Consider the following 26,441-nt stretch of genomic DNA (forward strand, 5'->3'; position numbering starts at 1 on the left):
TCTACGAGGCAAATATGTTCCGCTTGTCGGTTATACCCGGATAGCTGAGGAGGATTTGATCGTGAACCATCCCCGCCGATGGCTGACCGTTCTGGTGGTGGCCGCGACGGTCGTCGGGGCGGTCGGCCCGGCTTCGGCCTCCCCCGTCTCATCCGGCCGATCGGCCGCAAGGATCGACGTGATAGCGACCGGCCTGGACAACCCGCGTGGCCTCACGCTCGCACCCGGTGGACTGATCCTGGTCACCGAGGCCGGCCGGGCCGGGACCGGCCCGTGCATCCCCGGTTCGGCCGGCCCGGAATTCTGCCTCAGCGCCACCGGCGCCGTCACCGCGATCCAGCACGGTCACCAGCGCCGGATCGTCACCGGCCTGCCGTCGCTCGGCACCCGCAACGCAAGCGAGGTCCTCGGACCGCACGACATCGCACTCACGTCGGCAGGTGCCCTGGTCACGCTCGGCTTGGGCGCCGACCCGGCCCTGCGCGCACGCCTGGGCCGCGCAGGCGCGCTCATCGGCCAGATCGTGCGGTTGACGCACTACGTGCCACGCCGGTTTGCCGATCTCGCCGCCTTCGAGGCGGCCAACAACCCCGACCGAGGTCAGCCGGGCACCGGCCCGGACAGCAATCCGTACGGACTGACGCCCGTCAGTGGTGGCGGCGTGGTGGCGACCGACGCGGGCGGCAACGACCTGCTCCGGATCGACGGGAAAGGCCGGATCTCCACGCTCGCCGTGTTCCCGGTCCGACCGACGCCGGGTCCTGGGGGCGCCGTGATACCCATGCACTTCGTCCCGACCACTGTGGTGCGCGGCCCCGACGGCGCCTACTACGTCGGTCAGCTCACCGGATTCCCGTTCCCGGTCGGCGGGGCGAAGGTCTGGCGGGTGGTGCCCGGCCATGCACCCACCGTGTACGCCGACGGCTTCACCAACATCATCGACATCGCGTTTGATCGGCGCGGTCGGTTGATCGTGCTGGAGATCGCGAAGAACGGCCTGCTCTCGGGGGACCCTGCCGGCGCGCTGATCCGTGTCGAGCGCAACGGCACCCGGACCGAGCTGGCGAGCACCGGCCTGGTCACGCCGACCTCGGTCGCCGTCGGCGGGGACGGCTCGTTCTACGTGTCCAACAAGGGCACGCTGGTGGGTGTCGGTGAGGTGCTGCGCATCCGTACGCCCAGATGATCGGGTGTCGGCGGCTTCGCGGCCGTCGCGCCGTGACGGGCTAGGCGGCAGAAGCCCCCGGCTTTGCCCCGGGGGCTTCTGGCAGTCCATGCCGGGCGTGCGGTCAGAGCGCCCGCAGGATGTCCTCCACCCGCTCCTTCGCGTCGCCGAAGAGCATCGCGCTGTTCTCCCGGAAGAACAGCGGGTTCTGCACACCGGCGTAGCCCGAGGCCATCGAGCGCTTGAACACGATGACGTCGTCGGCGTCCCACACCTTGAGCACGGGCATCCCGGCGATGGGGCTGCCGGGATCCTCGGTGGCCGCCGGGTTGACCGTGTCGTTGGCGCCGATGACCAGCACGACCGACGTGTTCGCGAAGTCGTCGTTGATCTCGTCCATCTCCATGACGATGTCGTACGGCACCTTCGCCTCGGCCAGCAGCACGTTCATGTGACCGGGCAGGCGGCCCGCGACGGGGTGGATGCCGAAGCGGACGTCGACGCCCTTCTCCCGCAGCTTGCGGGTGAGTTCGGCGACGCCGTACTGGGCCTGGGCGACCGCCATGCCGTACCCCGGGGTGATGATCACCGAGTCGGCGGAGGTCAGCAGGCTGGCGACGCCCTCGGCGGTGATGTCGCGGTGGTCGCCGTAGTCGGTGTCGTCGGCAGGCCCGGCCGCGATGCCGAAGCCACCGGCGATGACGGAGATGAAGGACCGGTTCATCGCCTTGCACATGATGTACGACAGGTAGGCACCCGAGGAGCCGACGAGCGCGCCGGTGACGATGAGCAGGTCGTTCTCCAGCAGGAAGCCGGAGGCGGCCGCGGCCCAGCCGGAGTAGCTGTTGAGCATCGACACGACGACCGGCATGTCGCCGCCGCCGATGGAGGCGACGAGGTGCCAGCCCAGCAGCAGGGCGAGCACGGTGACCACGATCAACAGCCACAGCTGCGGCTGGATCACGAACCAGGCCGTGAACACCGCGAACGCGGCCAGCGCGCCGAGGTTGAGGAGGTTCTTGCCCGGCAGCATCAGCGGGCTGGACTTCATCCGGGCCGACAGCTTGAGGAACGCCACGATCGAGCCGGTGAAGGTCACCGCACCGATGAAGACACCGATGACGACCTCGGCGCTGTGGATGCCGAGCAGTTCCTGGCCGCGCAGCACCCCGGCCTCGGCGCCGTTCAGGTCGGCCTCGACGTGCAGGTAGCCGTTCCAGCCGACGAGCACGGCGGCGAGACCGACGAAGCTGTGTAGCAGCGCGATCAGTTCCGGCATCCCGGTCATCTCGACCCGGCTGGCCCGGTACAGGCCGATCGCGGCGCCGACGACGGTCGCCACGATGAGCAGGGCAAGGCCGACCGTGCTGAGTTCGTGGACGATCGCCAGCGCGATCGTGGCCGCCAGCGCCAGGGCCATGCCGGCGATGCCGAAGACGTTGCCGATCTTCGCGGTCTCGTGCTTGGACAGGCCCGCCAGCGCCAGGATGAAGAGCAGCGCGGCCACGAGGTACGCAGCCTGGGCCGCCGATTCGATGATGGTCATCAGTGTCAGCTCCTGGAGAACATGGCGAGCATGCGACGGGTCACCGCGAAGCCACCGAAGACGTTGATGCTGGCCAGCAGGATGGCGACGAAGGACAGCGCGGTCACCACGTAGTCGCCGTGCCCGAGCTGCAGCAGGGCGCCGACGACGATGATCCCGGAGATCGCGTTGGTCACCGACATGAGCGGGGTGTGCAGGGCGTGGTGCACGTGCCCGATCACGTAGTAGCCGATGACGATCGCCAGCGCGAACACCGTGAGATGGCCGCGCATGGCCTCCGGCGAGAGCGCGGTCAGCAGGAACAGTACGGCAGCACCCGCACCGACGACCGCCAGGCGCCGCGGCGTCGAGGGCGGTTGCTTCGCATGCTTCTCGGTCGCGATGGGGGCCGCGGGTGCCTGCGCCGGTGCGGCCGACACGGATACGGCCGGGGGCGGCCAGGTCAGCTCGCCGTCGCGCACGACGGTCATGGACCGCTGGACGACGTCGTCGAAGTCCAGCACCAGCCGGCCGTCCTTGGCCGGGGTCAGGAGCTTCATCAGGTTCACCAGGTTCGTGCCGAACAGCTGGGACGCCTGGGCGGGCAGGCGCCCGGCCAGGTCGGTGTAGCCGATGATGGTCACGCCGTTGCCGGTGACCACCGTCTCGCCCGGCACGGTGCCCTCGACGTTGCCGCCGTTGGCCGCGGCCATGTCGACGATCACGCTGCCCGACTTCATGCTGGCCACCATCTCGGCGGTGATCAGCCGGGGCGCCGGACGGCCGGGGATGAGCGCCGTCGTGATGATGATGTCGACGTCCTCGGCCTGCTCGGCGTAGAGCCGGGCGGCGCGCTCGTTGTAGTCGTCCGACATCTCCTTGGCGTAGCCGGTGGCGGAGACCTCCACGTCGGCGGCCTGGACCGCCAGGTACTCCCCACCCAGCGACTTGACCTGGTCGGCGACCTCCGGCCGCGGGTCGGTCGCCCGGACGATCGCGCCGAGGCTGCCCGCGGCGCCGATGGCCGCGAGGCCCGCGACACCGGCGCCCGCGACGAGCACCTTGGCCGGCGGGACCTTGCCCGCGGCGGTCACCTGCCCGGTGAAGAACCGGCCGAAGGCGTGCGCCGCCTCCACCACCGCGCGGTAGCCCGCGATGTTGGCCATCGACGACAGCACGTCCAGCGACTGGGCGCGCGAGATCCGCGGCACCGCGTCGATCGACAGCGCCGTGATCGGCCGCCGGGCCAGGTCCGCGACCAGGTCGGGGTCCAGCCGGGGGTTCAGGATGCCGATCACGGTGGCGCCCTTGGCCAGCCGGTCGAGCTGCTCCGTCGCCGGCGCGTTGACCGCGAACACGACGTCGGCGACCAACGGGTCACCGATCGTCGCACCGGACGAAACGTACGCCGTGTCGGCGAACGAGGAGGCGAGACCGGCACCGGCCTCCACCACCACCTCGTAGCCCAGCTTGATGAGCTCCACGACGGTGGCGGGCGTGGCCGCCACCCGGGTCTCACCCAGGCGTAACTCCCTGACTACACCAATGATCATCAGTCGACTCCGCAGCAGACGGTTGACGTTCAGTACGTTGGACAAGGGCTCGGGGGTTCGAGCGGTTCGGCAGGAGTTACCCGGCGGTTGCCGAGCCGTGACCTCGTTCGCGTCGAGTGATTGTTACTTGTCGGTAGGTCGAAGATGACTATGGTTGATATCACATCGTCGGCTGCCACGCCATGGAAACGATCGCCGACAGCCACCGATGTCAGTGACTGAGCGTAATCACACTGAGGCGTGTTGCGGAAGCGTCAACTCTTCAGATAAGCGAGCACCGCCAGGACACGGCGGTGTTGCTCGTCGTCAGGGACCAGGCCCAGCTTGGTGAACAGGTTCCGGACGTGCTTCTCCACGGCGCCGTCGGTGACGACGAGGTGCCGGGCGATGGCCGTGTTGGAGTGCCCCTCCGCCATGAGCGCGAGGACCTGGCGTTCCCGAGGAGTGAGAGACCGCAGGGGATCGTCCCGGCGGCGCCCGACGAGCAGCTGGGCGACGACGTCGGGGTCGAAGGCGGTGCCGCCCGCGGCGACCCGGTGCACGGCGTCCAGGAAATCGGCCACCTCGACCACCCGGTCCTTGAGCAGATACCCGATCGCCCCCCGGCCGTCGGCCAGCAGATCGGTGGCGTACGACGACTCGACGTACTGGCTGAGCACCAGGATCGGGGCACCGGGAACCTTGCCGCGGATCTCCACGGCCGCGCGCAGGCCCTCGTCGGTGTGGCTGGGCGGCATCCGTACGTCGACCACACTCACGTCCGGCCGGTGCCGCAGTACGGCGTCGACCAGCGCCGGTCCATCCCCGACCGCGGCGACGACGGTGTGGCCCGCCTCCTCCAGCAGACGGACCAGCCCCTCGCGCAACAGCACCGCGTCGTCGGCGATGACGACCCGCAGCGCGGCGCCCGCCGTCATCGCCACGGCAGCCAGGCGGACACCGAGGTGGGCCCGTCGAGCGGGCTGGTCAGGTGCAGCTCTCCCCCGGCGGCGTGCACCCGGTCGGCCAGCCCGGCCAGGCCGTGTCCCTTGGCCAGGGCGGCGCCACCGACCCCGTTGTCCACCACGGTCAGGACCAGCCGGTCCTCGTCGCGGCGCATGCTGACGGTGCACTCGGTGGCGTGGCTGTGCTTGGCCACATTGGTCAGTGACTCGGCCAGGACGAAGTAGGCGACGGTCTCCACGCCCGCGTCCAGCCGCCCGAGCTCCGCGGCGTCGAGATCGACCGGGACGGTCGAGCGGGCCGCGAGCGCGGTGACCGCCGCCGCCAGCCCCCGGTCGAGCAGCACGGGCGGGGCGATGCCGCGCGACAGCGCCCGCAGCTCGGCCAGGGCCTCCTTGGTCTGGGCGATGGCGTCGCCCACGGTGTCGCGGGCGCCGCGCGGGTCGCGGTCGAGCTGCTGCTGGGCGCGGCCGAGGTCCATGGCCAGACGTACGAGCCGCTGCTGCGGGCCGTCGTGGATGTCGCGTTCGAGGCGGCGCAGCGCGGTCGCCTCGGCCGACATCGCCGCCGCGGTCCGCGCCTCGGCGCTGGCCATGTCCCGCTCCAGCCGGGCGACCCGGCCGCGGACCCGGCCGATGTCCACCAGCAGCGCCTTGCCGAACAACGCCTGACCCAGCGTCATCGCGCGCATGGCGAACGGCAGGGTGAGCAATGCCAGCACGCCGATGCCGGTCATCACGGCCGTGCGCACCGCGGGGGAACCGCCGACGTCCTCGGCGAAGTAGAACGCGACACCGGGCAGGCGGCCGTGCCACACCACGGCGCTCACCCCGGCCAGCGCGGTCACCCACCAGATCAGCGCGACGCTCCAGGTCAGCAGCGCCAACGGGAACAGCGCGACGGTGTGCGCGACGTCGAGCCAGGACTGCAGGTCGGTCAGCGGCATCAGCCACCGGCGGATCCGTGAGGTCCCGGGGGCGGCCCGCCGGTACGCGGCATGCGTGTCCGCGTCGCCGAGCACCCGGCGGATCCGGAACCGCTCGGCCTCGGCCAGGCCGCGCACCGCCAGCACCGTGACCATGAGGATCGGCACCCCCACCACGATGATGACCATGCCGGCTCCGGCGGCCAGCCCGACCACGGCCAGGATCCAGCCGGCCAGGGCCAGCGGAAAGCCGGTGAGCAGGTACACGGAGTCCACGACGGCCCGGCGCAGCACGCGGCCCAGGCCGGGCCGGCGCCGCCCGGCGGCGGAGGGGGTCGTCGAGGGTTCAGATACGGCGGTCATGGTCGACAAACGTAGGCGGCGGCATCACCCGGGCACCATCCCGTCCACCGCCCGGCACACGGTAGGGCCAGCCCTACCCCACCGCCGGCGGACCGGCGTCAGCCGGAGAAGCGGGGCTTGCGCACCATCGCCCGGTACGCCGCCAGCGCCCCCGCGTCGGTGTCCGGGCGGAAGTTGTGCCGGGTGCCCCGCTGGGTGTCGGTGTCGAACCAGACGACCGCGCCGATCGATGGCGTGGCCGAGACGTACTTGGACAGCTTCTTGATCCACTTGGCTTTGCTGTTGGGGCCGTGCCCGACGGCCGCGGTCTCGGCGAGAATGATCGGCTTGCGCTTGCCGTACGCCTTGACGATCGGGTTGAACAGCGTCTTCGGCGATTGCCGGGAGAAGTTGTAGCCGGAGACACCGACCCAGTCCACGTACGCGTCACCGGGGTAGTAGTGCTGGAACCTGTTCCAGGACACGTCCGGGCCGGAGTTCCAGTTCGGGGCCCAGACCCAGGCCACGTTCGTCGCACCGTGCTGACGGAAGATGCGGTGCATCCGCCGCCACGCCTTGATGAACGCCGACGGTTTCCTGCCGTTGTGCACGCCGTCCCAGGAGAACCAGTTGCCGTTCATCTCCCAGCCCCAGCGCAGCAGGATGGGTCGCTTCATCCCCGCCATCAGCCGGGCCATCTTGGCGATGTGATGGTCACTGGCGCCGCTGTTGATCTTGCTGAGCCTGGTGCCCTTCCAGGAGATCATGAGCACCGCGTCGGCGGGCACGTCGCGATGCGCGGTCGGGTAGTAGTCGGACCACGGGTAGTAGACGTGCACGATCCGCTGGTCGCGGCCGAGCTGCCGGCGCCGCAGCGCCAGGCTCTGGGTGAGCGTCCGGCCGTGCAGGGACAGGTACGAGCCGAGCAGCGCCCGGCCGCGCTGGTAACGGACCGCGCCGCCCCACGCCGCGGCGGACGCCGAGCCTCCCGCGAGATCGAGGGGCGCGGACGCCCCGGCGCGGGCCGACGCCATCGCGGGTGACGACGCCCCGGTGGCGGCCTGACCCACGGCCAGGCCCACGGCCGTCAAACCCAGCAGGCCCAGCACCCGGCGACGGGACAGCCCCCGGCCTTCTTCCTGCTCCAGCTCCACGCGTACCCCTCGACGACCGGCGGCGGACCCGGACCAGCATGCCGCGCGGCAAGCCCGGCCACCCTCGCCCCCGTGGGCGACAAACCCGAGCTGATCATCCCGAAACCACCAACCGGGGAGGAAGGTGATCGGGTGCGCCGGGGCGGTTCGCGAACCATTCGGCACGCGAATCGACATCGACCCTGGTGATTTCCCGGGCACGACGCGGCGCAATTCCTCCGGGCGCGGGAAATGCGCGGGACGACGGCACTGTCGGACCATTGTCGGCGGTTCGCACAGGAATATGACCGCATGACGTTCATGCAGGTCACATTGATGCATGTTACAACACGTTAACAACAATGTCACTATGTTAATTGGCTTGAGGTATTGACATACTCATCGGTAACCGAAGCGCTTCGGCCCCCTTTTCCCTTCGTGGATCCGGAGGCCCCCCTGATGAGCAGAGCCACCACCGCCCTCGCCTGCCTCATCTCGTCCGTCCTGCTGACCCTCGCCGCCGCGGCGCCCGCCGCCGCCGCTTCCCCCGCGTCCGAGTGGGACTATGTCGCGCTCGGCGACTCGTACTCGTCCGGCGTCGGCGCGTCCGGACAGACCGGTGTCTGCCTGCGCAGCCCCAACGGCTACCCGGGGCTGTGGGACAAGGCGAACGACCCGGCGTCGTTCCGCTCGGTCGCCTGCAGCGGCGCCACCACCGACACGCTGCGCTCGTCCCAGCTGTCCGCATTGAACACGGGCACGGACCTCGTGACCGTGACCATCGGCGGCAACGACGTCGGCTTCGCCTCGACGATCATCACCTGCACGCTGACCAGCGACAGCGGCTGCGCCGCCAAGGTCGCCGACGGGATCAAGAAGCTGAACGAGCAGATGCCCGCCAAGTTCGACGCGACCTACCGGGAGATCCGGGCCAAGGCGCCGAATGCGACCGTCATCGTGCTCGGCTACCCGATGCTGTTCGATGAGAAGGCCCCGAGCTGCGGCTTCGCCGGGATGAGCATCCCCAAGCGCAAGTCCCTCAACGCGGGTGCCGTCGAACTCAACAAGGCCATCAAGGCGCACGCCCAGGCGGCCGGCTTCCGCTGGTCGGACGTCACCGACGAGTTCGCCGGGCACGGCATCTGCGGGCCCAGCCCCTGGCTGCACGGCCTGACCGTGATCCCCCCGACCGACTCCTTCCACCCGACGGGTACCGGCTACCAGTCCGGCTACCTGCCCGCACTGAACTCCGTGCTCGGCTGAACCCCTCCCCCCGACGGCGGCCCGCGGGATCCACCCCCGCCGGGCCGCCGCGGTCCGTCCGTACGGCCTAGGCCGAAAGTCGCACCGCCCACCACCATGATCCATCCGAGGTCCGAGGCCGCCGGAGTGACGCGCTGTAACACTCGGCCAGGTCAACCGCCGAGGATGGGACGTCAAGCCGTGCAGCCAGTCGTCACCGACCGTGAACTCAGCCAGGCCGATGTGGCCGACGCCGCCCGCTTCCTGGCCGGGCAGATCGTGGCGACCCCGATGCTCGGCAGCGCGGAACTGGACGAGCTGGCCGGTGCCCGGCTGCTGCTGAAGGCCGAGAACCTGCAGCACAGCGGCTCGTACAAGATGCGGGGCGCGACCGTGGCGGTGGGCCGGCTGGCCGCCGCCGGTCAGGCCGCCGGGGTCGTGTGCCAGAGCACCGGCAACCACGCGGCAGCGGTCGCGCAGGCCGCGCGGCGGCACGGACTGGCGGCCGTCGTGGTGCTGCCCGCCGACGCTGCGCCCGGAAAGGTGGCCCGAGCCCAGGCCGCGGGCGCCCGCGTGCTGCGTGCCGACGGCGACCCGCACGAGGTGGTCCGCCAGGTCCACGCGGACACCGGCTACCCGGTGATCGACGCGTACGACCACCCGGACGTCGTGGCCGGGCAGGGTACCGCCGCCCTGGAACTCATCGAGGCGGCCGACGCGGCGGGCACCCCGCTGGACGCGCTGGTCGTGCCGGTCGGCGGGGGCGGCGGCGCAGCGGGCGCGGTGCTGGCCGCCACGGGCCGCGGCATCGACGTGTACGGCGTCGAACCGTACGGATGCGACTCGCTGGCCCGCAGCCTCGCCGCCGGACGCCGCGTGTCGGTCACCCCGGCGGCGACGCTGGCCGACGGCCTGCGCCCCGCCTGCGTCGGTGCCCTGCCGTTCCGGGTGCTGCGCGACTCCGGCATCGACGCGGTGCGCGTCGGCGACGACGCCATCGCGCACGCGTTCCGGCTGATCGTCACGCACCTCAAGCTCGTCGTCGAGCCGTCCGGCGCGGCCGCCCTCGCGGGCGCGCTGCGGGTCGCCGACCCGGGCCACCACCGCACGGTCGGCGTCCTGCTGACCGGCGGCAACGTCGAGGCCGACCTGGTCGGCCGACTCATGGAAGGCAGTGCGGCATGAACATCGCGGTTCTCTTCGGTGGCCCGTCGGCCGAGCACGACGTCTCCTGCGCCTCGGCGCTGGGCGTGCTGCGCGCCCTGACCGACGGCGGCCACCAGGTGTCCGCGGTCGGCGTCACCCGCGACGGCGGATACCGGCTCGTCCCGGACGAGGTGCTGGAGAAGTTGCGCACCCGCACCGGCATCGCCCGGGCGATCGACGACGCGCTGGAGGTGACCGGGCCCGAGGTCGAGTTGCGCCGCGGCTCCGCGCCCCGCACGCTGGCGATCTGCGCCGACGGCGCCGTAATGGCGACCTGCGAGGTGGCGTTCCCGGTGCTGCACGGGCCGTTCGGCGAGGACGGGGTCGTCCAGGGTGTCCTGGAGGCGCTGGGCGTGCCGTACGTCGGCTGCGACATCGCGGCGTCCGCGGTGGGGATGAACAAGGTGGCGATGAAGCGGGCGTTCGTCGCCGAGGGAGTCCCGGTCACCCCGTACGTGTGGTTCGACCGGCACACCTGGCGCACCGCGACCAATCCGGAGGCGCTGGCCGCCGGGTTGCCGCGGCCGCTGTTCGTCAAGCCCGCGCGGATGGGCTCGTCGATCGGCATCACCCGGGTCACCGACGGCGACGACCTCGCCGCGGCCGTGGAGACGGCGCTGGAACACGACTCCCTCGTACTGATCGAGCAGGGGGTCGACGCGCGCGAGATCGAATGCGGGGTGCTCGGCGGGTGGGAGCCCGCGGCGTCCGTCGTGGGCGAGGTGGCGGTCACCGGTGGCTGGTTCGACTACCAGCAGAAATACTTCGGCGACGCGGACCCGATGACGGTTCCGGCCGACCTTCCCGAGGCGGTCACCGATCGCGTACGCGAGCTGGCGCTGGACGCCTTCACCGCGGTCGGCGGCTGGGGTCTGTCCCGGGTGGACCTGCTGTGGGACGAGACGACCGGCGAACTGTACGTCAACGAGCTCAACACGATGCCCGGCTTCACCGCGCACTCGATGTACCCCAAGGTGTGGGCGGCGTCCGGGGTCGACTACGTGACGCTGGTCGGGCGGCTCGTCGAGCTGGCGTTCGAACGGTGATCCTGCTGTCGGATCCGCGGGTCGCCGCCGTACCCAGCCGCGACGACGGTGATCCCCTCGTCGACGTGCGGGAGATCGCGGAGCTGCGGGTGGACGGGCGCGCCGCCGACGACTCCGGCACCCACGCCCGGCTGCGGGCCGGGCTGGCCGCCCGGCTGGTCGACGCGCAGCGGGCCCTGCCCGGCGGGCTGCGGCTGCTCATCGTCGAGGGATACCGCCCGTCCGCGGCCCAGCAGCGGATCTTCACCGGCTACCGGGACGAGCTGCGGCGCCGGCACCCCGGTTGGCCGGAGGATCGGCTGCTGGTCGAGACGAGCAAGTTCGTCTCGCCGGTGCAGGTCGCGCCGCACAGCACCGGCGGCGCGGTGGATCTGACGCTGTGCTCGGCCGACGGGGCCGAGCTGGACATGGGAACGGCACTCGACGCCACCCCGCTGGCCAGCGGGAACGCCTGCTTCACCGCGGCACCTCAGATCTCCGCGACGGCGCGGCGGCACCGGGGGTTGCTGATCGACGCGCTCACCGCCGTCGGCCTGGTGAACTATCCCACCGAGTGGTGGCACTGGTCCTACGGCGACCGTTACTGGGCCATCACCACGAACGCGTCGCACGCGCTCTACGGCCCGGTCTAGGCTCCGCCCGCCGACTCAGAGCAGCAGGATCGTCGTCACCAGCAGCACGCAGGCGGCGATCTCGAGGAGGCCCACCTGTTTGGGGCGCAGCCCCCGTGGCGGCAGTGCCCAGGCCCGCACCGCCAGCACGGCGAAGAACGCCGACAGCGGCCACGCCAGCCAGGCGGCCACCGCGACGGCCGCCACGTGGTAGCCGACCGACAGCCGGTAGTAGGAGACGCTCCCCCGTTCCCGGATCATCGTCTTGACGTAGAACACCGTGCCGACGAAATACAGCAGGACAGCACCGAACGCGACCGTCACGCGGCTGGCGGGCACGGCGGCGACCGCCGCGGCGACGAACACCATCAGGCAGCTCTGCACGACTGAGACGAGGTCGTTGACCAGTGCCCGCTCGTCGCGGCGCCGGGCGTACGCGGCGTTGACGGCCAGCAGCAGGGCATAGGCCGGGGCGTAGACCAGCACCTGCGGGCGGGCCAGCACGACCAGGCCCCCGAGCAGCGCGGTGACCGGGGCGTACAGCAGCAGCTGGGCGCGGAAGCGGCCCGGGCGGCGGGTCTTGACCGCCTGCAACGCGTAGTACGACAGCAGGTAGCCTGCCAGCCAGGCGCCGAGCAGCGGCAGGTGCGGCCAGTGGAACCCGGCGACCAGCACCCCGACGAGGTACGGCACCAGCAGCATCGCCCAGGCCCCGTGCTGCGGGGGGACGAACTGACGCACGGACCGCCGTCGGGTCGGCGACGGCGGCCGGACCATCCCGGTGGCGCTCATCGCGGGCTCACCTCCACGATTCCGCGGGCGCCGCGTTCGGCGTCCACCATGACATGACTGACGAACGGGTACCGGCCCGCTTCGGGGAAGACGGTCTCGACGTAGCCGCCGGACGCGGGGACCAGCGGGAGGGCCTGGGCGCCGCCCGCCGAACCCGGCCGCAACTGGAGGCTGCCCTCGGTGAAGACGGTGTCGAAGTGCGCCCCGACGACATGGAACGCGCTGATGCGGTTCGGACCCGCGTCGAGCACCCAGAACCGCACCCGGTCGCCCGCCCGCGCGGTCAGCGGGCGGTGGGCGTACTGGGCGACGTAACCGTTGAAGACCACGGCGTCGGGCCGTTCGGCCTGCATCTTGGCCAGGTCGCCGGGCTGGCCGTCCGCGCCCAGGTACAGCTCGGACTGCACGAGGACGTACTCCCGGTCGACCGGGGTCAGGCCGGGCGGGTCGATGATGACCGCGCCGTACATGCCGTTGCCGATGTGGTGCAGCATCGGCATGGTCGAGCAGTGGTACATCCAGATGCCGGCCTTGGTGGCGGTGAACCGGTACACGAGCCGCTCCCCCGCGTTGATCGGGCGCATCGGCCGGTCGGGAGCGAGCGCACCGGCGTGGAAGTCGATGCCGTGGTCGAGGCTGCCGTCGTTGACCAGCGTGATCTCGAAGGTGTCGCCGATCCGCCCACGGAGCACGGGGCCGGGGGCGGTGCCGTTGAACGTCCACAGTGTCTGCCGCACACCGGGGGCGACCTCGCGCAGCACCTCCTGGACCCGCAGTTCCATCCGGTGCAGACGCCCGGGAGCGGCGGACGGCGCGGCGGCGTCACGGGCGGCGAAACCGGGGTCCGGGACGGCCATCGCGTCGATGCGCGGCGCCGCCGCGGTCGCCGGGACTCCGGCGGCGTGGTCGGCGTGGCCGCCCGCGGCGGGGTGATCGTTGCCCGCGGCGCTGCCGCCGCCGGTGGTCGTGATGGTCAGGGTCATGCCGGCCTGCCGGTGTCCGGGCAGCGAGCACCAGCCCTGCACGGTGCCGCCGATGATCCCGGCGTCCAGGTGGGCGGTGCCGTCCGGGCCGACGGCCGAGGTCTTCGCGCCGGTGTCGAGGACGAGGTCGTGGCGGCGGCGGTCGTGGTTGGTCAGTTCGATGTGCAGCCGGTCACCGGCGGGCACGGCGATCCGGTCGGGGTGGAAGCGCATGCCGTCGGCCGTCACCTGCACGGTCGTGGTGTGACCGGTGGCGGCGGCGGAGGCCCCCGCGGGGGCTGCGGTGATGCGCTGGGCCGCCGCACCCACCAGCACGGCCAGCAACACCAGGGCGACGCCGACGCCGAGCCCGCCGAGCGTCCTTGGCGCGGACGCAGCGGCGCCGGTGGGGCCGGATTCAGGGTGGGACACGGCCTACCTCCGGGCGGTCAGCAGCACGCGGGCCGCTGGGATCAGGAACTGCACCAGGGCGGCCAGGATCAGCAGCGACGTGGTGATCCGCACGTACGGGCCGACGGGCAGCAGGAAGACGGCGAGCGCGCCGTTGGCCGTCACGACGCGCTGGGCGAAGTGCCGGTCCAGCGCCTGCGTACGGTGGCGCACGGCGGCGGGGCCGCCGCCCAGCATGACCGGCAGCAGGTAGGCGAGTGACCCCAGCAGCACCTGCGCGACGAACCCGGCCAGCAACGGGGTGAGCACGCCGCCGAACCGGTCCGCCGCCACGGCCGGGCTCCCGGCGGTGAGCAGCATCCCGGCGTCGACGGCGAGCGCGACGAACAGCCAGCCACCGGCCGCGGTGATCGACCAGGCGGCGAACGAGGCGGGCGGCTTGCCGCGCGCGGCAAGCCAGGCCGGTCGTGCGGTCAGCGCGGCGGCCGTGGCCACCAGCAGGAGCCCGCCCGCGGCCACCACGGGCCACCAGGCCAGCACGCCGATCCCCAGCACCGTCAGGCCGGTCACCGCGACCGGCAGCGCGGTGCGGCTGGCCGCGGCGGCACCGTCGGCCATCCGGGTCCGCAGGACGGTCGGCCAGAACGTGAGCAGGGTGCCCAGCACGGTCAGCGTCACCCAGCCGAGCAGGTTCACGTGCGCGTGGAACAGCACCAGCCGGGGCCGGGCGGTGTCGTCGACGACGAGCATCCAGGCACCGACCGGGATGCCGACGAGCAGCGCCGCCGCCGCACACCGGTAGTAGTGCACCGTCACGGCGAACCGCGCGGGCAGGGCCGCCCGCAGGTGGCGTGACAGCCAGGCCAGGTGGGTGGCGACGGCGGTGAACACCGCGCCCGCCCCGGCCACCCCGAGCCACGGCTGGTCCGCGGCGCCGCCGACCAGCACCGCCAGCACGCCGACGTTCAGCGCGGCCAGCCGGGTCGCCTGCGCGCGCCGCCGTGCCGGTACGGCCAGCCGCAGGATCGCCGCGGTGAAATGGGCGCTCCAGACCAGGATCGCGTTGGTCACCGCGCCGAGCAGAAGCAGATGGATGGCGAGCCAGCGCCACGTCGGCAACCACGGGTGCAGCAGGGCGAGGACGACCAGCGCCGCCAGGTAGCCCAGTGGCAGCGCACCGGCCCGCCGATGCCACCCGGCCCGGTTGCCGGAACCGCCCCCGCCCGGCCCGGCAGCCAGCGCACCGGGACCACGGGGAGCCGCGCCACCGGCGCCGCCGATGGCCAAGCCACCCGTGGGAGCCCGCCCGATCGCGCCGAAGGTCCGCGAAGCCGGGCCAGTGCCGATCCGGGGGTCCGGTGCCGCGGTCATGACGGCACCGCCACCGGCGCGTCGGGATTCGGCGCGGTGTGGGTCGCGCCGCGGGCCCGCCGGGTGCGTCCGTGGCTCACCGCCACCGCGAGGGCGCAGGCGACGAATCCCAGCACCGCGGCGATGTTCGCCACCCCGGCCCACCGCCATGCCGGCACCAGCCCGGCGGCGTCGCCGAGTCCGATGCGGGCCAGCAGCGACAGGTGGAGCAGGGCCAGCGGCACGTACAGCAGACGGTGGTACGGCAGCGGCCGGCGGATCACCGCGGGCAGGATGACCGGGGCGTGCACGAAGATCATCGACATCGTGAAGCCGAGGAAGGTCGCGTGCAGCACGGCGTCGTAGCGGGGCCCGTCGAGGGCCGGACCGGCGCCGGTCCACAGCAGACCGGCCAGCGCGAGCCAGGCGTAGCCCGCCAGCAGTCCGACCGCGATGTACCGGGGCAGCCCCCGGCCCCGCACGGTGTGGCGGGCCACGTCGAACACCGCCAGCCAGGCGGTGACCGCGAGCAGGCCGGCTCCGAACAGGTGGACCCCGGCGACGGGAGCGACCGTGGTGGCCGCGGCCCCGGCCAGCAGCGCCAGCAGCGCGGCCAGGAACCAGCGCGGCGCCGACGCGGTGCGCAGCCCCACGTGGGCCAGCTCGAGTCGTTCGCCCGCGATCGTCGCCACGACGAAGACCACCAGCCACGGCACGGTCTCGGCGATCGGGAAGCCGGCCAGCCACAGCAGCGTGACCGCGTACCAGGCGAACGCGCCGGCGACCTGGGCGAGCAGCGCGACGCCGGGCTGGCGCCGCCACAGCGCCCGGTAGACGCCGAGCAGGAGCACCGCGGCCAGCATGAGCAGCACGTGCCCGGCCGGGCCCGGACCGGCGGCCACCAGGACGGCGGCGCCCGCCACGGAGCAGGCCGGAGCCAGCAGGGCCCACCGGGCGCCGAGCGCGACCGCGCGTTCCAGCGCGATCAGCGTGCCGACGAAACCGAACACCATCACCGGGCCGTGCGCCTGCTCCACCGGCGCCGCCGGTGCGGGCACCGGGACGCTCAGCAGCAGCAGGGCGGTGTACAGCCCGGTGACCAGGGACAGCCCGCCGGCTGCCAGGACGGGCAGCCGCCACGCGACCGGCAGGCGGGGACCGGCGTTCATCAGCCGGCCGCACCGGGCGGGGCCTGGGAGGACCCGGGGGCCGGACGCCGGGCGGGGCCCCGGTCGGCGGGCGGCGCGGTCGTCGGCAGCGGCAGGCGGATCACGCAGGCGTGCGGGGCGCCGAAGGGCTCCAGTACGGCGTCGTCGCCGCCGACCCCGTGGTGGCCGAGGGCGCCGCGCACGACACCGAGGTGCAGCCCGCACATCGCATCCGGGTTCTGCCCGACCAGTTCCAGGAAGGGACACGTACGCAGGTGCACTTCGACGGCACCGTCCGGCTGGGCGGGCTGGCGCTCCGGCTCGAAGCCGAGCCCGGTCAGGACGGCCGACACCGTGTCCACCGGGTCGTCCTGGGGCGGGCTGACGGCGGCGAGCCGCCGTCCCCAGTCCTGACCCACCCGGGCGGCAGCCTCGCGGACGTCGCCCCCGGCGGCTCCGGGCAGGTGATCCAACAGCGCGGTCGCCAGCGCCCGGTACGGCGCCGGAGCGGGGTCGGCGGCGGTGGCGCGATAGCGCCACGCCGGGCGGCCCGGTGCGCCGCCGCTGGCCCGCGCCTTGACCAGCAGTCCGGCATGCACCAGCCGGTCCAGGTGGGCGCGGGTGGTGGACAGGTGCTGCCCGGTGTGGGCGGCCACGTCGGCGGCGGTCAGCCCACCGGCGGCGGCGCGCACGAGGCCGAGGATCTCCACCCGGCTGTCGGAGCCCAGGGCCCGGTGCCGATGAGTGTTGATCGTCTCGCCGTTAGGCCCTTTCCGTTCGGTTTCCACGGTGCTTAACGTTATAACGTCAAACAACGTTAAAACCAGTGGAGGGTTCCATGTCACAGCCAGACCGCGCCGCCAACCAGCGCGCCGCCGATGCTGTGGTGCGCCATCACACCCAGCTGGCCACCACCCTGGCCGGTCATGTGGCCGACCTGCTGCACGCGGCCGAGTTCGGCGCCCTGCGCCACGTGTGGCGGCGGCGCAACGCGCTGGCGGCGTGGCTGCACGACGAACTGCTGCCGCACGCGTACGCCGAGGAGGCGGCGCTGTATCCGGCCGCCGCGGACGAGCCCGAGGGCAAGCTGCTCGTGGAGGGCATGCTCGGCGAGCACCGTGCGCTCACCGCGCTGGTCGACGAACTGGAGGCGGCCACCTCCCCGGTCGTTGCCGCGGGCGCCGCCCGGGCCCTCCAAGCGCTGTTCATCGCCCACCTGGCCAAGGAGAACGACCTGGTCGTCCCGCTGCTGATCAGCACCGGGAAGGTCGATCTGGCCCGGCTGCTCGACGGGATGCACGACCTCATCGGCGGCCAGGCGGAGCCGGGAACCGGCGGCCAGGCGGAGCCGGGAACCGGCGGCCAGGCGGAGCCGGGAACCGGCGGCCAGGCGGAGCCGGGAACCGGCGGCCAGGCGGAGCCGGGAACCGGCGGCCAGGCGGAGCCGGGAACCGGCGGCTGCGGTGGCGCCTGCGGCTGTGGTGGAGACGCCGCGGATGCGGCGCAGGCCACGGCCGCGGTGCTGACCATCGACCCCCGGCTCGACGTCCGCGACCTGCCGCACGGCGAGCGGCACGCCCGCGTTCTGGCGGAACTCGACACGCTGCCGGCCCACGGGGCGCTGGTCCTCGTGGCCCCGCACGCCCCGCGTCCGCTGCTGGCCGAGATCGACGCCCGCTACGGCGGGCAGATGGCAGCCGAGTGGCTCCAGGACGGGCCGGACGTCTGGCAGATCCGGCTGCGCCGGGCCCCCGCGGTGCTCTGAGATCGGCCGCCCGGCCCGGCCACCCGGCCCGGCCACCCCGCTCCTGGCGGCCACCTCCGCAGTGGCCGCCACGGGCACCCCTCGCGCCCGGCTCAGCCCCGGAAACCGGGCCGGCTGCAGCCGGGCACCGGCGCGAACCGGTAGCCACGGGCCCGCAGCACCGGCAGCAGCCGCTCAAAGGCCAGCACCTGCGCCCGGTTGCCGCTGCGCTCGGCGTGCAAGGTCACCACGGCGCCGTCGAACACCGTCCGCTGGACGGTCGAGACGATCTTGTCGACGTCCGTCCAGCCCGCCGGGATGAAGACCGGCCGACGGCTGGTCCGGCCGACGGTGCGCAGCACCTGACGCATGCCCAGGCTCCGGCCGATCTGCTCGATGGCGGGCGAGGTCGCCCAGCCCGGCGGGCGCCAGCAGTTGCTGGCGTAGGGCTGCAGCGCCGCCCGCCCGTTCACCAGCTCCCGGCGGACCTGGGCGGCGGTCATCCCGGTCAGCCACCGGTGACTGTAGGTGTGGACGCCGATCACATGGCCTGCCGCGGCCGCGCGGGCCACGATCTCCGGCTGCTTCTCGGCCGACCTGCCGACGAAGAACAGGGTCACCTGGGCGTGGTACGCGTCCGCGGCGGCCAGCAGCTCCGGGGTCCACTCCCCCGGCCCGTCATCGAAGGCGAAGTACACGGTCTTCGACGCGGCACGCGCCGTCGCGGCCGCCGCCGGGGCGGCCCCGAGCGTCACCGCGGAGATCACAGCCATCGCCGAACGCAGCCATCGAGCCCTCATGCCCGCCAGTGTCCGAACTTGACCACGATCTGACGGAGCCCGAACGGTTGTCGTCGGGTTGCGCCGGTCGGCGCAACCCGGCGACCCGCCACGGCAGCGGGGCCGCCACCCGATCAGCCGGACGCGGGCCGGCGGCGTCCCGCGATGTCCGCGACCCCGGCGACGAGCCGGTCGACGTGCTCCGCCGTGGTCCCCGCGCCGATGCTGGCCCGGACCGCCGTGGCGGTCGTGACCGGCGTGTCGGCCAGCAGCCGCCGGGTCAGCGGGTGAGCGCAGAACAGGCCGTCACGTACCCCGATGCCGTGCTCGTCGGCCAGCCGCCGGGCCACCTCCGCCGAGTCCAGCCCGGCGACCGCGAACCCGGCGATGCCCAGCCGCGGATGTCCGGGACCGAACAGGGCCAGCCGGTGCACACCCGCGATGCCCGACAGCCCGGCGTCCAGCCGCTCCAGCAGCCACCGCTCGTGCCGGGCCAGGTGTGCCCAGCCGCCGGCCGTCACGGCGGAGCAGACCGCGGCCAGCGCCACCACCCCGACGAGGTTCGGGGTGCCGGCCTCGTGCCGGGCCGGACCGTCGGCCCAGCGGACCGCCCCGTCCGCGGCGACCTGCCGGGAGGCGCCGCCGCCGCGCAGGTACGGCTCGGCGGCGTCGAGCCAGTCGGCGCGGCCCGCGAGCACCCCGGCGCCGAACGGCGCATACAACTTGTGGCCGGACAGCACCAGGTAGTCGGCGCCCAGCGCGGCCATGTCCACCGGGCCGTGCGCCGCGAGCTGGGCGGCGTCCACGACCACCCGGGCGCCGCGCTGGTGCGCCACCCGGGCGATCTCGGCGACCGGCCACACCTCCCCCGTGACGTTGCTGGTGGCGGTCACCGCGACCAGCGCGGGCCCGGGCCGTCGCAGCGCCCGCTCCACCGCCGCGACCGCCTCGTCCGGCGTACGCGGCAGCGGCAGGCGCACCGCCCGGCGCCACGGCAGCAGGTTGGCGTGGTGCTCGCCGACGAACGTGATCACCGTGGTGCCCGCGGGCACCACGTGGGCCATCAGGTTCAGCGCGTCCGTGCTGTTGCGGGTGAAGATCACCTGGTCGCCGGGGCGGCAGCCGACGAAACCGGCCACCGTGGCGCGGGCCTGCTCGTACGCGCGGGTGCACTGCTGCGACAGGGCCCCGGCTCCCCGGTGGACACTGGCGTACGTCGGCAGCAGCCGGGTGACCGCGTCGGCCGCCGCGACCGCGCAGGGGGCGGTGGCCGCGACGTCCAGGTTCGCGTACGGCAGCGTGCGACCGTCGGCGACCCGGACGCGAGTGTCACCGCCCAGCACCGCCAGGGGATGTGGCGCCGCAGCGGCGACCGGGGTGAGCTGGGTGGGCGGCACGAGGGTAGGGACCGTGGCTGGATACACGTCTGCTCCGTGTGGGTGTCCGGGACCGGCCCTGCCGATCCGCGCTTGCCCCACCGCTGCGGTGGGGCCAGGTCGTCCCCGGAGGCACCCCGCCGCGGATGGAGGGTTGCCGACCAGCCAGCCGGGGCTTGTCGCTGGTACTCAGGACCACTGCGCACGTTACCTGACGACGGGATCCGCCGCGCCAGGGCCGAGCGACCCTGTCCGGTGCGGTTCTGCGCCCGTACCGTCGGCCGGCATGACCCCACCGCACCGGCGCCTGGCCGGCCACCGCTTCGCGGTGCCGATGACCGGCCCGCACGTGCGGCGCGTCTTCGACGAGTGGTGTCCACGGCGCTGACGGCGCCGCCGCGCGGGGCACGGTGCGCCGTCACCCTCCCTCGTCGCGACCGTTCCCTGGAGGACAGACGTGCTGGACGACCTGCGCGCCGCGTGCCGACGCGACCCCGCCCTGTACGGCACCCGTGTCGTGGAGGCGGTGCTCTACCCGGGGCTGTGGGCGCTGTGGTCGCACCGCCTCGCACACCGCCTGCACCGTTGGCGGGTGCCCCTGCTGCCCCGGGCGCTGTCGCAGCTGACCCGGCTGCTGACCGGCGTGGAGATTCACCCGGGCGCCACGATCGGCCGGCGGCTGTTCATCGACCACGGCGCGGGTGTCGTCATCGGGGAGACCGCCCGCGTCGGCGACGACGTGACGATGTACCACCGCGTCACGCTCGGTGGGCGGGGCTGGTGGCGCGACGCCGACGGCGGCCGCCGCCATCCCACCGTCGGCGACCGGGTCGTGCTCGGCGTCGGCGCCACCGTGCTCGGGCCGCTGCACATCGGCGACGACGCCGAGATCGGCGCGCACTGCCTGGTGCTGGCCGACGTTCCGGCCGGGGCCCGGCTGCGGGCACCCGCCGCCGTCGCCCGGGCCCGTACCCCCAGCCGTCCCCGGCGTCGTGCCGGTACCCGACCTGGAGCTCTGACGTGATCTACCGTGACGTGACCGAACTGATCGGCCGTACCCCGCTGGTGCGGTTGTCCCGCTTCGACCCCGACCTGCCGGTCCGGTTGCTGGCCAAGCTGGAGTCGGGCAATCCCGGTGGCAGCGTGAAGGACCGGATCGCCGTGGCGATGGTCGACGCCGCCGAACGCAGCGGCGAACTCGTCCCCGGTGCGGCGATCGTGGAGGCGACCAGTGGCAACACCGGCATCGGGCTGGCGATGGTCGCCGCCGCCCGCGGATACCGGCTGACCCTGACCATGCCGGAGAGCATGAGCGCGGAGCGGCGCGCGCTGCTGGCGGCCTACGGAGCGCGGCTCGTGCTCACCCCGGCCGGTGCGGGGATGGCCGGTGCGGTGCGCCGCGCGTGGGAGATCGCCGGCGAGCAGCGGGCGTTCCTGCCCCGCCAGTTCGACAACCCGGCCAACCCGGAGGCGCACCGGCGGAGCACCGCGCGTGAGATCTGGGACGACACCGGCGGCGACGTCGACGTGCTGGTGGCGGGCGTCGGCACCGGCGGCACGATCACGGGGGTCGGCCAGGTGCTGAAGGAGAAGAACCCGGCGCTGCACGTGGTGGCCGTCGAGCCGGTCGAGTCACCCGTGCTGTCGGGCGGGGATCCGGGCCCGCACGGCATCCAGGGCATCGGCGCGGGCTTCGTGCCCGAGGTTCTCGACCCCACCGTCTACGACCGGATCATGCAGGTCGATGTCGCGCAGGCCCGTACGGCGGCCCGCCGCCTGGCCCGCACCGAGGGGCTGCTCACCGGGGTGTCCAGCGGCGCCGCGCTGTCCGCCGCGGCGGCCCTGGCACATCAGCCGGAACACCATGGACAGACCGTCGTGGTGGTCCTGCCCGACGGCGGCGAACGCTACCTGAGCACGCCGCTGTTCGCCGCCGCCGACCCGGGGTGACGGTACGGGCATGGACTGATCTTCGCAGGACTTGCCCACCCGGCATCTTGACCGGCTCGTGCATCCGGCGCAGGCTCACAGATGCCGGCGACGGGACATCATGGAATCGGACTTCGAAAGCCACAGCCTCGACCAGATCGAGGAGTACATCGCTGCGGCATACGCATCGATACGGTTCACCACCGACAACAAGGAGCAGAACCACTTTCGGGCGACCCGGAACACGCTGGGACCGGTCAGCCTGGATCTGCTCGACTACGGTTTCGAGGCGGGTTACGCCGTCGAGCCGTTGGGCCGCATCGCCCTGTTCGGTGTGGAGTCCGGCGCGTTCCCGCATGTCGAGACGGACGGCGTGCGGGACAGCCACGGCGCGGGTGAGGTGTTCCTGGCCGCTCAGCCCGACCGGCCGTATGCCGGCCGCCAGAGCCGGGCGCGGTTCAGCATCACCATGCTGGAGCCGTCATTGCTGTCCCAGGTGGCCGCGACCCCTACCGGCACCCCGGTGCAGTTGACCGGCTACCGGCCGATCTCCCCCGCCGCGGGGCGCAATCTCATGCGCACCATCGCCTTCCTGCGCGACCGCGTCATCACCGACCCGGCGCTGCGGGACTCCGCGTTGGTCGCCTCCACCGTGCCCCAGTTCCTGGCCGCCGCGGTGTTGAGCACCTTCCCTCACACCGCGCTGACCGAGCCCACCGGCCGGGACCGGCACGACGCCAGCCCCGCCACCCTGCGACGCGCCATCGCGTTCATCGACGACCACGCCCACCACGAGATCACCGTCGCCGACATCGCCGCGGCGGCCCGCATCTCGATCCGTACCCTGCAGGACGTCTTCCGCCGTTACCGGGGCACCACCCCGATGGGCTACCTGCGCCAGGTCCGGCTCCAGCAGGCCCACCAGGAGCTGCTGGCCACCGACCCCGACGCCGGAGCCACGGTCATCCAGATCGCCGCGAACTGGGGCTTCTTCCACGCCGGCCGCTTCGCCCACTACTACCGCGCCGCCTACGGCTGCCTTCCGGCCCGCACCCTGCAACGCGACACGCCCGGATCGAGACACCGGTGACCGGGCGGATCAGGGAGCCGGTGCCAGGATCACCGTCGCCTCGGCGGACCGGCCCGCGCGGGTGTAGCCGAGCACGACGCGGTCACCCGGGTTCCGGGTCAGCGTCAGCGCGGCGATGTCGTCGGTGCTCAGGACCGGTTGACCGTCCGCTGAGGTGATGATGTCGCCCGGCCGCAGACCCGCGTTGGCCGCCGGTGCGCCCGGCACCACCGACCGCACGTAGGCACCGCGTGGCTGCCCTCCCGGCTCGGCGGGCGGCACCGTCACCACGCTGAACCCGAAGTACGCGTGCGTGACCCTCCCGGTCGCGATGATCTCCTCGGAGACGGCCTTCGCCAGATCGACCGGGATCGCGAATCCGAGTCCGATGCTGCCCCCACCGGAGTCCGGCACGGTAGCGCCCGCCGAGGGGACGCCGATGAGCTGACCCGCACAGTTGACCATGGCGCCACCGCTGTTGCCCGGGTTGATGGCGGCGTCGGTCTGCACGGAGGACACCAGCAGGGCCGTCTCGCCCTGCTCGCCCGGCACCTCGATGGTGCGGTCCAGGGCGCTGACGATCCCCGACGTGACCGTGTTCGACAGGCCGAGGGGCGCGCCGAGGACGACCACCGGTTGACCGACCACGACGTCGCCGGAGGAGCCGTACGGGATCACCGGCAACGGCGGCTGGCCGTCGACCTTGATGACCGCCAGGTCGGTCTTGGGGTCGCGCCCGGTGATCACGGCCGGTACCGACCGGCCGTCGTTGAACAGGACGCTGACCTGGCCACCGTCGGCGGCCAGAGCGATCACATGGTTGTTCGTGAGAATGTGCCCGTCGCTGCGGATCACCTCGCCGGATCCGGTGCCGCCCGCCCGGCCGTTCGTCGCGGAGATCGTCACGACGGTCGGGAGCACCTGATCGGCGACCTGGGTGGCCGGGCAGACGTTCGCCTGGTCACCGGCGGCCAGGGTGCTCTGCCGTGGCCGGTTGGTGCCGACGATGGCGGCACCGAGGATCCCACCCATCAGCAGCGCCGTCGCCGCACCCGCCCAGATGCGCCAGTGCCCGCCGTGTCCACGACCGGGCGCGGGCGATGCCTCCCCCAGGCCTGGGGCCTCGCTCACGGTGCCCACCTCCTCGAACGCCGTCGCCGGTGATCCGCCGGGCACGCCGGGGCGCGTGGCGGATCCACCCCCGCCGCCCAGCAAAGTCCCGTTCGGGGGACGAGACATCCTCCAGAGAGGGTGACCGGGCTCCAGAGAGGCTGACCGGGGGTGGCGGCGCGAGGCGGGTGGGTCGGCCTCAGGCGGCGGCGGCCGGGTCGGGCTCCGGGGCGGTGGCCAGGGCCGCGGCGGCCTCGGCGACCACCGGCAGCAGCCGATCGACGTCGTCGTCCTCGAAGTCGGCATGGCGGCGTTTGCGGACACCGTGCTCGCTGAGCACGACGTGGCGCTCGGCGTCCAGCCCGTGCCGCCGCAGCGTGGCGAGGACACAGACGAGGGGGCAGCCGTCCAGCGCCAGGATCGGGCGCCCGGACCGCGCCAGGCGCAGCAGCGACGGCACGTCCCCGCCCAGCCCGGCGATGCACGACATCTCGGCCGCTTCGAGCCGGTCGAGCCGGATCGCGAGCGCGTTGGCCAGCTGCGCCGCGCTGGAGCACCCTGAGCACGAGTACACCAGGGGCAGGTCGTCCTTCGGGCGGCCGGTGCGCCGCACCGGCGCCGCGGTCTCGTCACTCATGGCGTCCTCCGTGGTCGTGGATCGTCGGGGCCGACGGTGATCAGGCGGGCACCAGCGCCGCCAGGTCGTCGGGGAACGGGAACGAACCGGGCTGGTAGACGCAGGCGGGTTCCTCGGCGTACATGTCGGCGGTGACCGCGTACGCGCGGGCCCGGGAGCCGCCGCACACCGTACGGAACTCGCAGGCGCCGCACCGGCCGCCCAGCCGTCCGGGGTCGCGCAGCGCGGTGAACATCGGCGCGGTGCGGTAGATGTCGGCCAGCCGCTGATGGCGTACGTTGCCCGCGGCCACCGGAAGGAATCCGCTGGGATGCACGTCGCCGCGGTGCGAGACGAACACGAACCCGTTGCCGGCGCTGACCTGCAGCGGCGGCCGTCGCGCCCGCCGCGCGGCGCGGAGCAGCCCCAGCTCGTCGAGTTCGCGGCGGAGCCGGTGGTACAGCGGGCCCAGGTTCAGCACCTGCCCGGCCGCGACCCCGCGGCGCTCGAGGATGGTGCGTTGCAGGTAGACCCGGCGGAAGTGGTGTGCCTCGGTCGTCTTGACCGGCACGGTCAGGCCGATGTCGTAGAGCAGGTGCAGCACGTCCTCGGTCTGCTGGGCGTCCAGCTCGTGCAGCCTCCGGCCGCGTCCGGTGGGTACCAGGAAGAAGACGCTCCACAGCAGTGCGCCCCGGTCGCGCACCTGCGCCGCGATCCGCGGCAGGTCCGCGACGTTGTCGCGGGTGACCGTGGTGTTGATCTGCACCTTGAGCCCGAGGTCGATGGCGTCCCGCCAGGCCCGGGTGGTGACCGCGTACACGCCGTCGACGCCGCGGAAGGCGTCGTGGGTCGCCGGGGCGGCGGCGTCGAGGCTGAGCGAGACCGCTCGGGCGCCCGCCTCGTGGAGGGCGGCGAGCGCGGGCCGGGTGAGGGTGGGGGTGCCGGACGGGGACACCGACATCGGCAGTCCCAGCTCGGTGCCCCGGCGCACGAGTCTCATCAGGTCGGGGCGCTGGAACGGGTCGCCGCCGGTGATGACGAACAGCGGCGGCGGCTCACCGAACGCGGCGACCTGGACCATCAGTTCGGTCGCCTGGTCGGTGCTCAGCTCGCCCACGTCCCGCCAGGGCCGCGCCGACGCACGGCAGTGCCGACACGCCAGCGGACAGGCCTGGGTGGCCTCCCAGATGACGATGAACGGCCGGTCGGAAGCGTCGTGGCGCGGGATCCGCACGGCCCCCTGGGGGCGGGCTGGACCAGACCCGCCCGCCCCCCGGTTCTGCGGCATCCGCATCCTCCTTTCCGAACTCAGCACGGGGTCCAGTTTTCGGGGGCACAAATCGCGGCGGGTAGGGACCTTCGGCCCCCGAGGAGCCACGCCCACGACGTCATCCATCCCGGTGAATGAACGCGCCCGGTTGTGGGACGGATCACGGCCTCCGCGGTCTACCCGGGCACACCGGGA

Annotated in this window: 24 protein-coding genes and 1 riboswitch; of the genes, 9 read left to right on the top strand and 15 right to left on the bottom strand. The window is 73.1% G+C overall.

Annotated features, from left to right (window positions below; translation table 11 throughout):
- Window positions 1-61: 61 nt before the first annotated feature.
- Window positions 62-1,186, top strand: coding sequence for a ScyD/ScyE family protein (locus ACMCNO_RS19850; protein WP_412750946.1), 1,125 nt, complete (start codon window positions 62-64; stop codon window positions 1,184-1,186).
- A 103-nt stretch (window positions 1,187-1,289) separates the two neighbouring features.
- Here the strand turns inward: ACMCNO_RS19850 and pntB are convergent, their stop codons facing one another.
- The 5 genes from pntB to ACMCNO_RS19875 form a co-directional block, all read right to left on the bottom strand.
- Complete coding sequence (pntB, locus tag ACMCNO_RS19855; protein WP_412750947.1) at window positions 1,290-2,711, bottom strand: Re/Si-specific NAD(P)(+) transhydrogenase subunit beta; 1,422 nt, start codon at window positions 2,709-2,711, stop codon at window positions 1,290-1,292.
- Between the two features lie 5 nt (window positions 2,712-2,716).
- The gene (locus tag ACMCNO_RS19860) at window positions 2,717-4,243 is read right to left on the bottom strand and encodes a Re/Si-specific NAD(P)(+) transhydrogenase subunit alpha (protein ID WP_412750948.1); all 1,527 of its coding nucleotides are present in this window, start codon (window positions 4,241-4,243) and stop codon (window positions 2,717-2,719) included.
- Window positions 4,244-4,497: 254 nt separating this feature from the next.
- Window positions 4,498-5,142 (bottom strand): response regulator, encoded by a 645-nt coding sequence (locus ACMCNO_RS19865; RefSeq protein ID WP_412753756.1) that lies wholly within the window; start codon window positions 5,140-5,142, stop codon window positions 4,498-4,500.
- 14 nt (window positions 5,143-5,156) lie between these two features.
- A complete protein-coding gene (locus ACMCNO_RS19870; RefSeq protein WP_412750949.1) occupies window positions 5,157-6,473 on the bottom strand; it encodes a sensor histidine kinase in 1,317 nt (438 codons plus the stop codon).
- Between the two features lie 98 nt (window positions 6,474-6,571).
- A complete protein-coding gene (locus tag ACMCNO_RS19875; RefSeq protein ID WP_412750950.1) occupies window positions 6,572-7,606 on the bottom strand; it encodes a glycoside hydrolase family 26 protein in 1,035 nt (344 codons plus the stop codon).
- 438 nt (window positions 7,607-8,044) lie between these two features.
- Here ACMCNO_RS19875 and ACMCNO_RS19880 point away from each other — a divergent pair, with 438 nt between their 5' ends.
- The 4 genes from ACMCNO_RS19880 to ACMCNO_RS19895 all read left to right on the top strand — a co-directional run bounded on the left by ACMCNO_RS19880 (window position 8,045) and on the right by ACMCNO_RS19895 (window position 11,711).
- Window positions 8,045-8,848: an SGNH/GDSL hydrolase family protein gene (locus tag ACMCNO_RS19880; RefSeq protein ID WP_412750951.1), complete on the top strand. Its 804-nt coding sequence runs from the start codon at window positions 8,045-8,047 to the stop codon at window positions 8,846-8,848.
- Between the two features lie 180 nt (window positions 8,849-9,028).
- Window positions 9,029-10,012, top strand: a complete 984-nt coding sequence (locus ACMCNO_RS19885; RefSeq protein WP_412750952.1) for a threonine/serine dehydratase — start codon at window positions 9,029-9,031, stop codon at window positions 10,010-10,012.
- Window positions 10,009-11,079 (top strand): D-alanine--D-alanine ligase family protein, encoded by a 1,071-nt coding sequence (locus ACMCNO_RS19890; RefSeq protein ID WP_412750953.1) that lies wholly within the window; start codon window positions 10,009-10,011, stop codon window positions 11,077-11,079. The genes ACMCNO_RS19885 and ACMCNO_RS19890 overlap by 4 nt, the downstream gene beginning before the upstream one ends.
- Window positions 11,076-11,711, top strand: a complete 636-nt coding sequence (locus ACMCNO_RS19895; protein WP_412750954.1) for a M15 family metallopeptidase — start codon at window positions 11,076-11,078, stop codon at window positions 11,709-11,711. The genes ACMCNO_RS19890 and ACMCNO_RS19895 overlap by 4 nt, the downstream gene beginning before the upstream one ends.
- 15 nt (window positions 11,712-11,726) lie before the next feature.
- Here ACMCNO_RS19895 and ACMCNO_RS19900 read toward each other — a convergent pair whose 3' ends face one another.
- Genes ACMCNO_RS19900 through ACMCNO_RS19920 form a run of 5 tightly spaced genes read right to left on the bottom strand, consistent with a single transcriptional unit; the run spans window position 11,727 to window position 17,141 of the window.
- Window positions 11,727-12,482, bottom strand: coding sequence for a YwiC-like family protein (locus ACMCNO_RS19900; protein ID WP_412750955.1), 756 nt, complete (start codon window positions 12,480-12,482; stop codon window positions 11,727-11,729).
- Complete coding sequence (locus ACMCNO_RS19905; protein ID WP_412750956.1) at window positions 12,479-13,876, bottom strand: multicopper oxidase domain-containing protein; 1,398 nt, start codon at window positions 13,874-13,876, stop codon at window positions 12,479-12,481. Before ACMCNO_RS19905 ends, ACMCNO_RS19900 begins: the two co-directional genes overlap by 4 nt.
- A gap of 3 nt (window positions 13,877-13,879) precedes the next feature.
- The gene (locus tag ACMCNO_RS19910; protein ID WP_412750957.1) at window positions 13,880-15,226 is read right to left on the bottom strand and encodes a hypothetical protein; all 1,347 of its coding nucleotides are present in this window, start codon (window positions 15,224-15,226) and stop codon (window positions 13,880-13,882) included.
- A complete protein-coding gene (locus ACMCNO_RS19915) occupies window positions 15,223-16,374 on the bottom strand; it encodes a hypothetical protein (protein WP_412750958.1) in 1,152 nt (383 codons plus the stop codon). Before ACMCNO_RS19915 ends, ACMCNO_RS19910 begins: the two co-directional genes overlap by 4 nt.
- Window positions 16,374-17,141 carry a helix-turn-helix transcriptional regulator gene (locus tag ACMCNO_RS19920; protein WP_412750959.1) on the bottom strand — a complete coding sequence of 256 codons (768 nt, stop codon included), beginning with the start codon at window positions 17,139-17,141 and terminating at the stop codon, window positions 16,374-16,376. The genes ACMCNO_RS19915 and ACMCNO_RS19920 overlap by 1 nt, the downstream gene beginning before the upstream one ends.
- Window positions 17,142-17,191: 50 nt before the next feature.
- Here ACMCNO_RS19920 and ACMCNO_RS19925 point away from each other — a divergent pair, with 50 nt between their 5' ends.
- Window positions 17,192-18,118, top strand: a complete 927-nt coding sequence (locus ACMCNO_RS19925; protein WP_412750960.1) for a DUF2249 domain-containing protein — start codon at window positions 17,192-17,194, stop codon at window positions 18,116-18,118.
- Window positions 18,119-18,210: 92 nt separating this feature from the next.
- On the opposite strand, the gene ACMCNO_RS19930 is transcribed toward ACMCNO_RS19925, so the two are convergent.
- Both ACMCNO_RS19930 and ACMCNO_RS19935 read right to left on the bottom strand, forming a co-directional pair.
- The gene (locus ACMCNO_RS19930; RefSeq protein WP_412750961.1) at window positions 18,211-18,897 is read right to left on the bottom strand and encodes a polysaccharide deacetylase family protein; all 687 of its coding nucleotides are present in this window, start codon (window positions 18,895-18,897) and stop codon (window positions 18,211-18,213) included.
- 113 nt (window positions 18,898-19,010) lie between these two features.
- Window positions 19,011-20,300 (bottom strand): aminotransferase class V-fold PLP-dependent enzyme, encoded by a 1,290-nt coding sequence (locus tag ACMCNO_RS19935; RefSeq protein ID WP_412750962.1) that lies wholly within the window; start codon window positions 20,298-20,300, stop codon window positions 19,011-19,013.
- Window positions 20,301-20,336: 36 nt separating this feature from the next.
- A riboswitch (SAM riboswitch) is annotated at window positions 20,337-20,449 on the bottom strand.
- A 260-nt stretch (window positions 20,450-20,709) separates the two neighbouring features.
- On the opposite strand from ACMCNO_RS19935, the gene epsC reads away from it, so the two are divergent.
- The 3 genes from epsC to ACMCNO_RS19950 all read left to right on the top strand — a co-directional run bounded on the left by epsC (window position 20,710) and on the right by ACMCNO_RS19950 (window position 23,271).
- Window positions 20,710-21,276, top strand: coding sequence for a serine O-acetyltransferase EpsC (gene epsC, locus ACMCNO_RS19940; RefSeq protein WP_412750963.1), 567 nt, complete (start codon window positions 20,710-20,712; stop codon window positions 21,274-21,276).
- Window positions 21,273-22,202 carry a cysteine synthase A gene (cysK, locus tag ACMCNO_RS19945; RefSeq protein WP_412750964.1) on the top strand — a complete coding sequence of 310 codons (930 nt, stop codon included), beginning with the start codon at window positions 21,273-21,275 and terminating at the stop codon, window positions 22,200-22,202. Before epsC ends, cysK begins: the two co-directional genes overlap by 4 nt.
- Window positions 22,203-22,302: 100 nt before the next feature.
- Complete coding sequence (locus ACMCNO_RS19950) at window positions 22,303-23,271, top strand: helix-turn-helix transcriptional regulator (protein ID WP_412750965.1); 969 nt, start codon at window positions 22,303-22,305, stop codon at window positions 23,269-23,271.
- A gap of 9 nt (window positions 23,272-23,280) precedes the next feature.
- Here ACMCNO_RS19950 and ACMCNO_RS19955 read toward each other — a convergent pair whose 3' ends face one another.
- From ACMCNO_RS19955 to ACMCNO_RS19965, 3 genes are all read right to left on the bottom strand, one after another.
- Window positions 23,281-24,381: a S1C family serine protease gene (locus ACMCNO_RS19955; protein ID WP_412750966.1), complete on the bottom strand. Its 1,101-nt coding sequence runs from the start codon at window positions 24,379-24,381 to the stop codon at window positions 23,281-23,283.
- A gap of 178 nt (window positions 24,382-24,559) precedes the next feature.
- On the bottom strand, window positions 24,560-24,997 hold the full coding sequence (locus ACMCNO_RS19960; RefSeq protein ID WP_412750967.1) for a putative zinc-binding protein: 438 nt from the start codon (window positions 24,995-24,997) through the stop codon (window positions 24,560-24,562).
- A 40-nt stretch (window positions 24,998-25,037) separates the two neighbouring features.
- The gene (locus ACMCNO_RS19965; RefSeq protein ID WP_412750968.1) at window positions 25,038-26,264 is read right to left on the bottom strand and encodes a TIGR04053 family radical SAM/SPASM domain-containing protein; all 1,227 of its coding nucleotides are present in this window, start codon (window positions 26,262-26,264) and stop codon (window positions 25,038-25,040) included.
- Window positions 26,265-26,441: the final 177 nt, after the last annotated feature.

Source organism: Krasilnikovia sp. M28-CT-15 (assembly GCF_047159595.1).
Classification (GTDB): Bacteria; Actinomycetota; Actinomycetes; order Mycobacteriales; family Micromonosporaceae; genus Actinoplanes.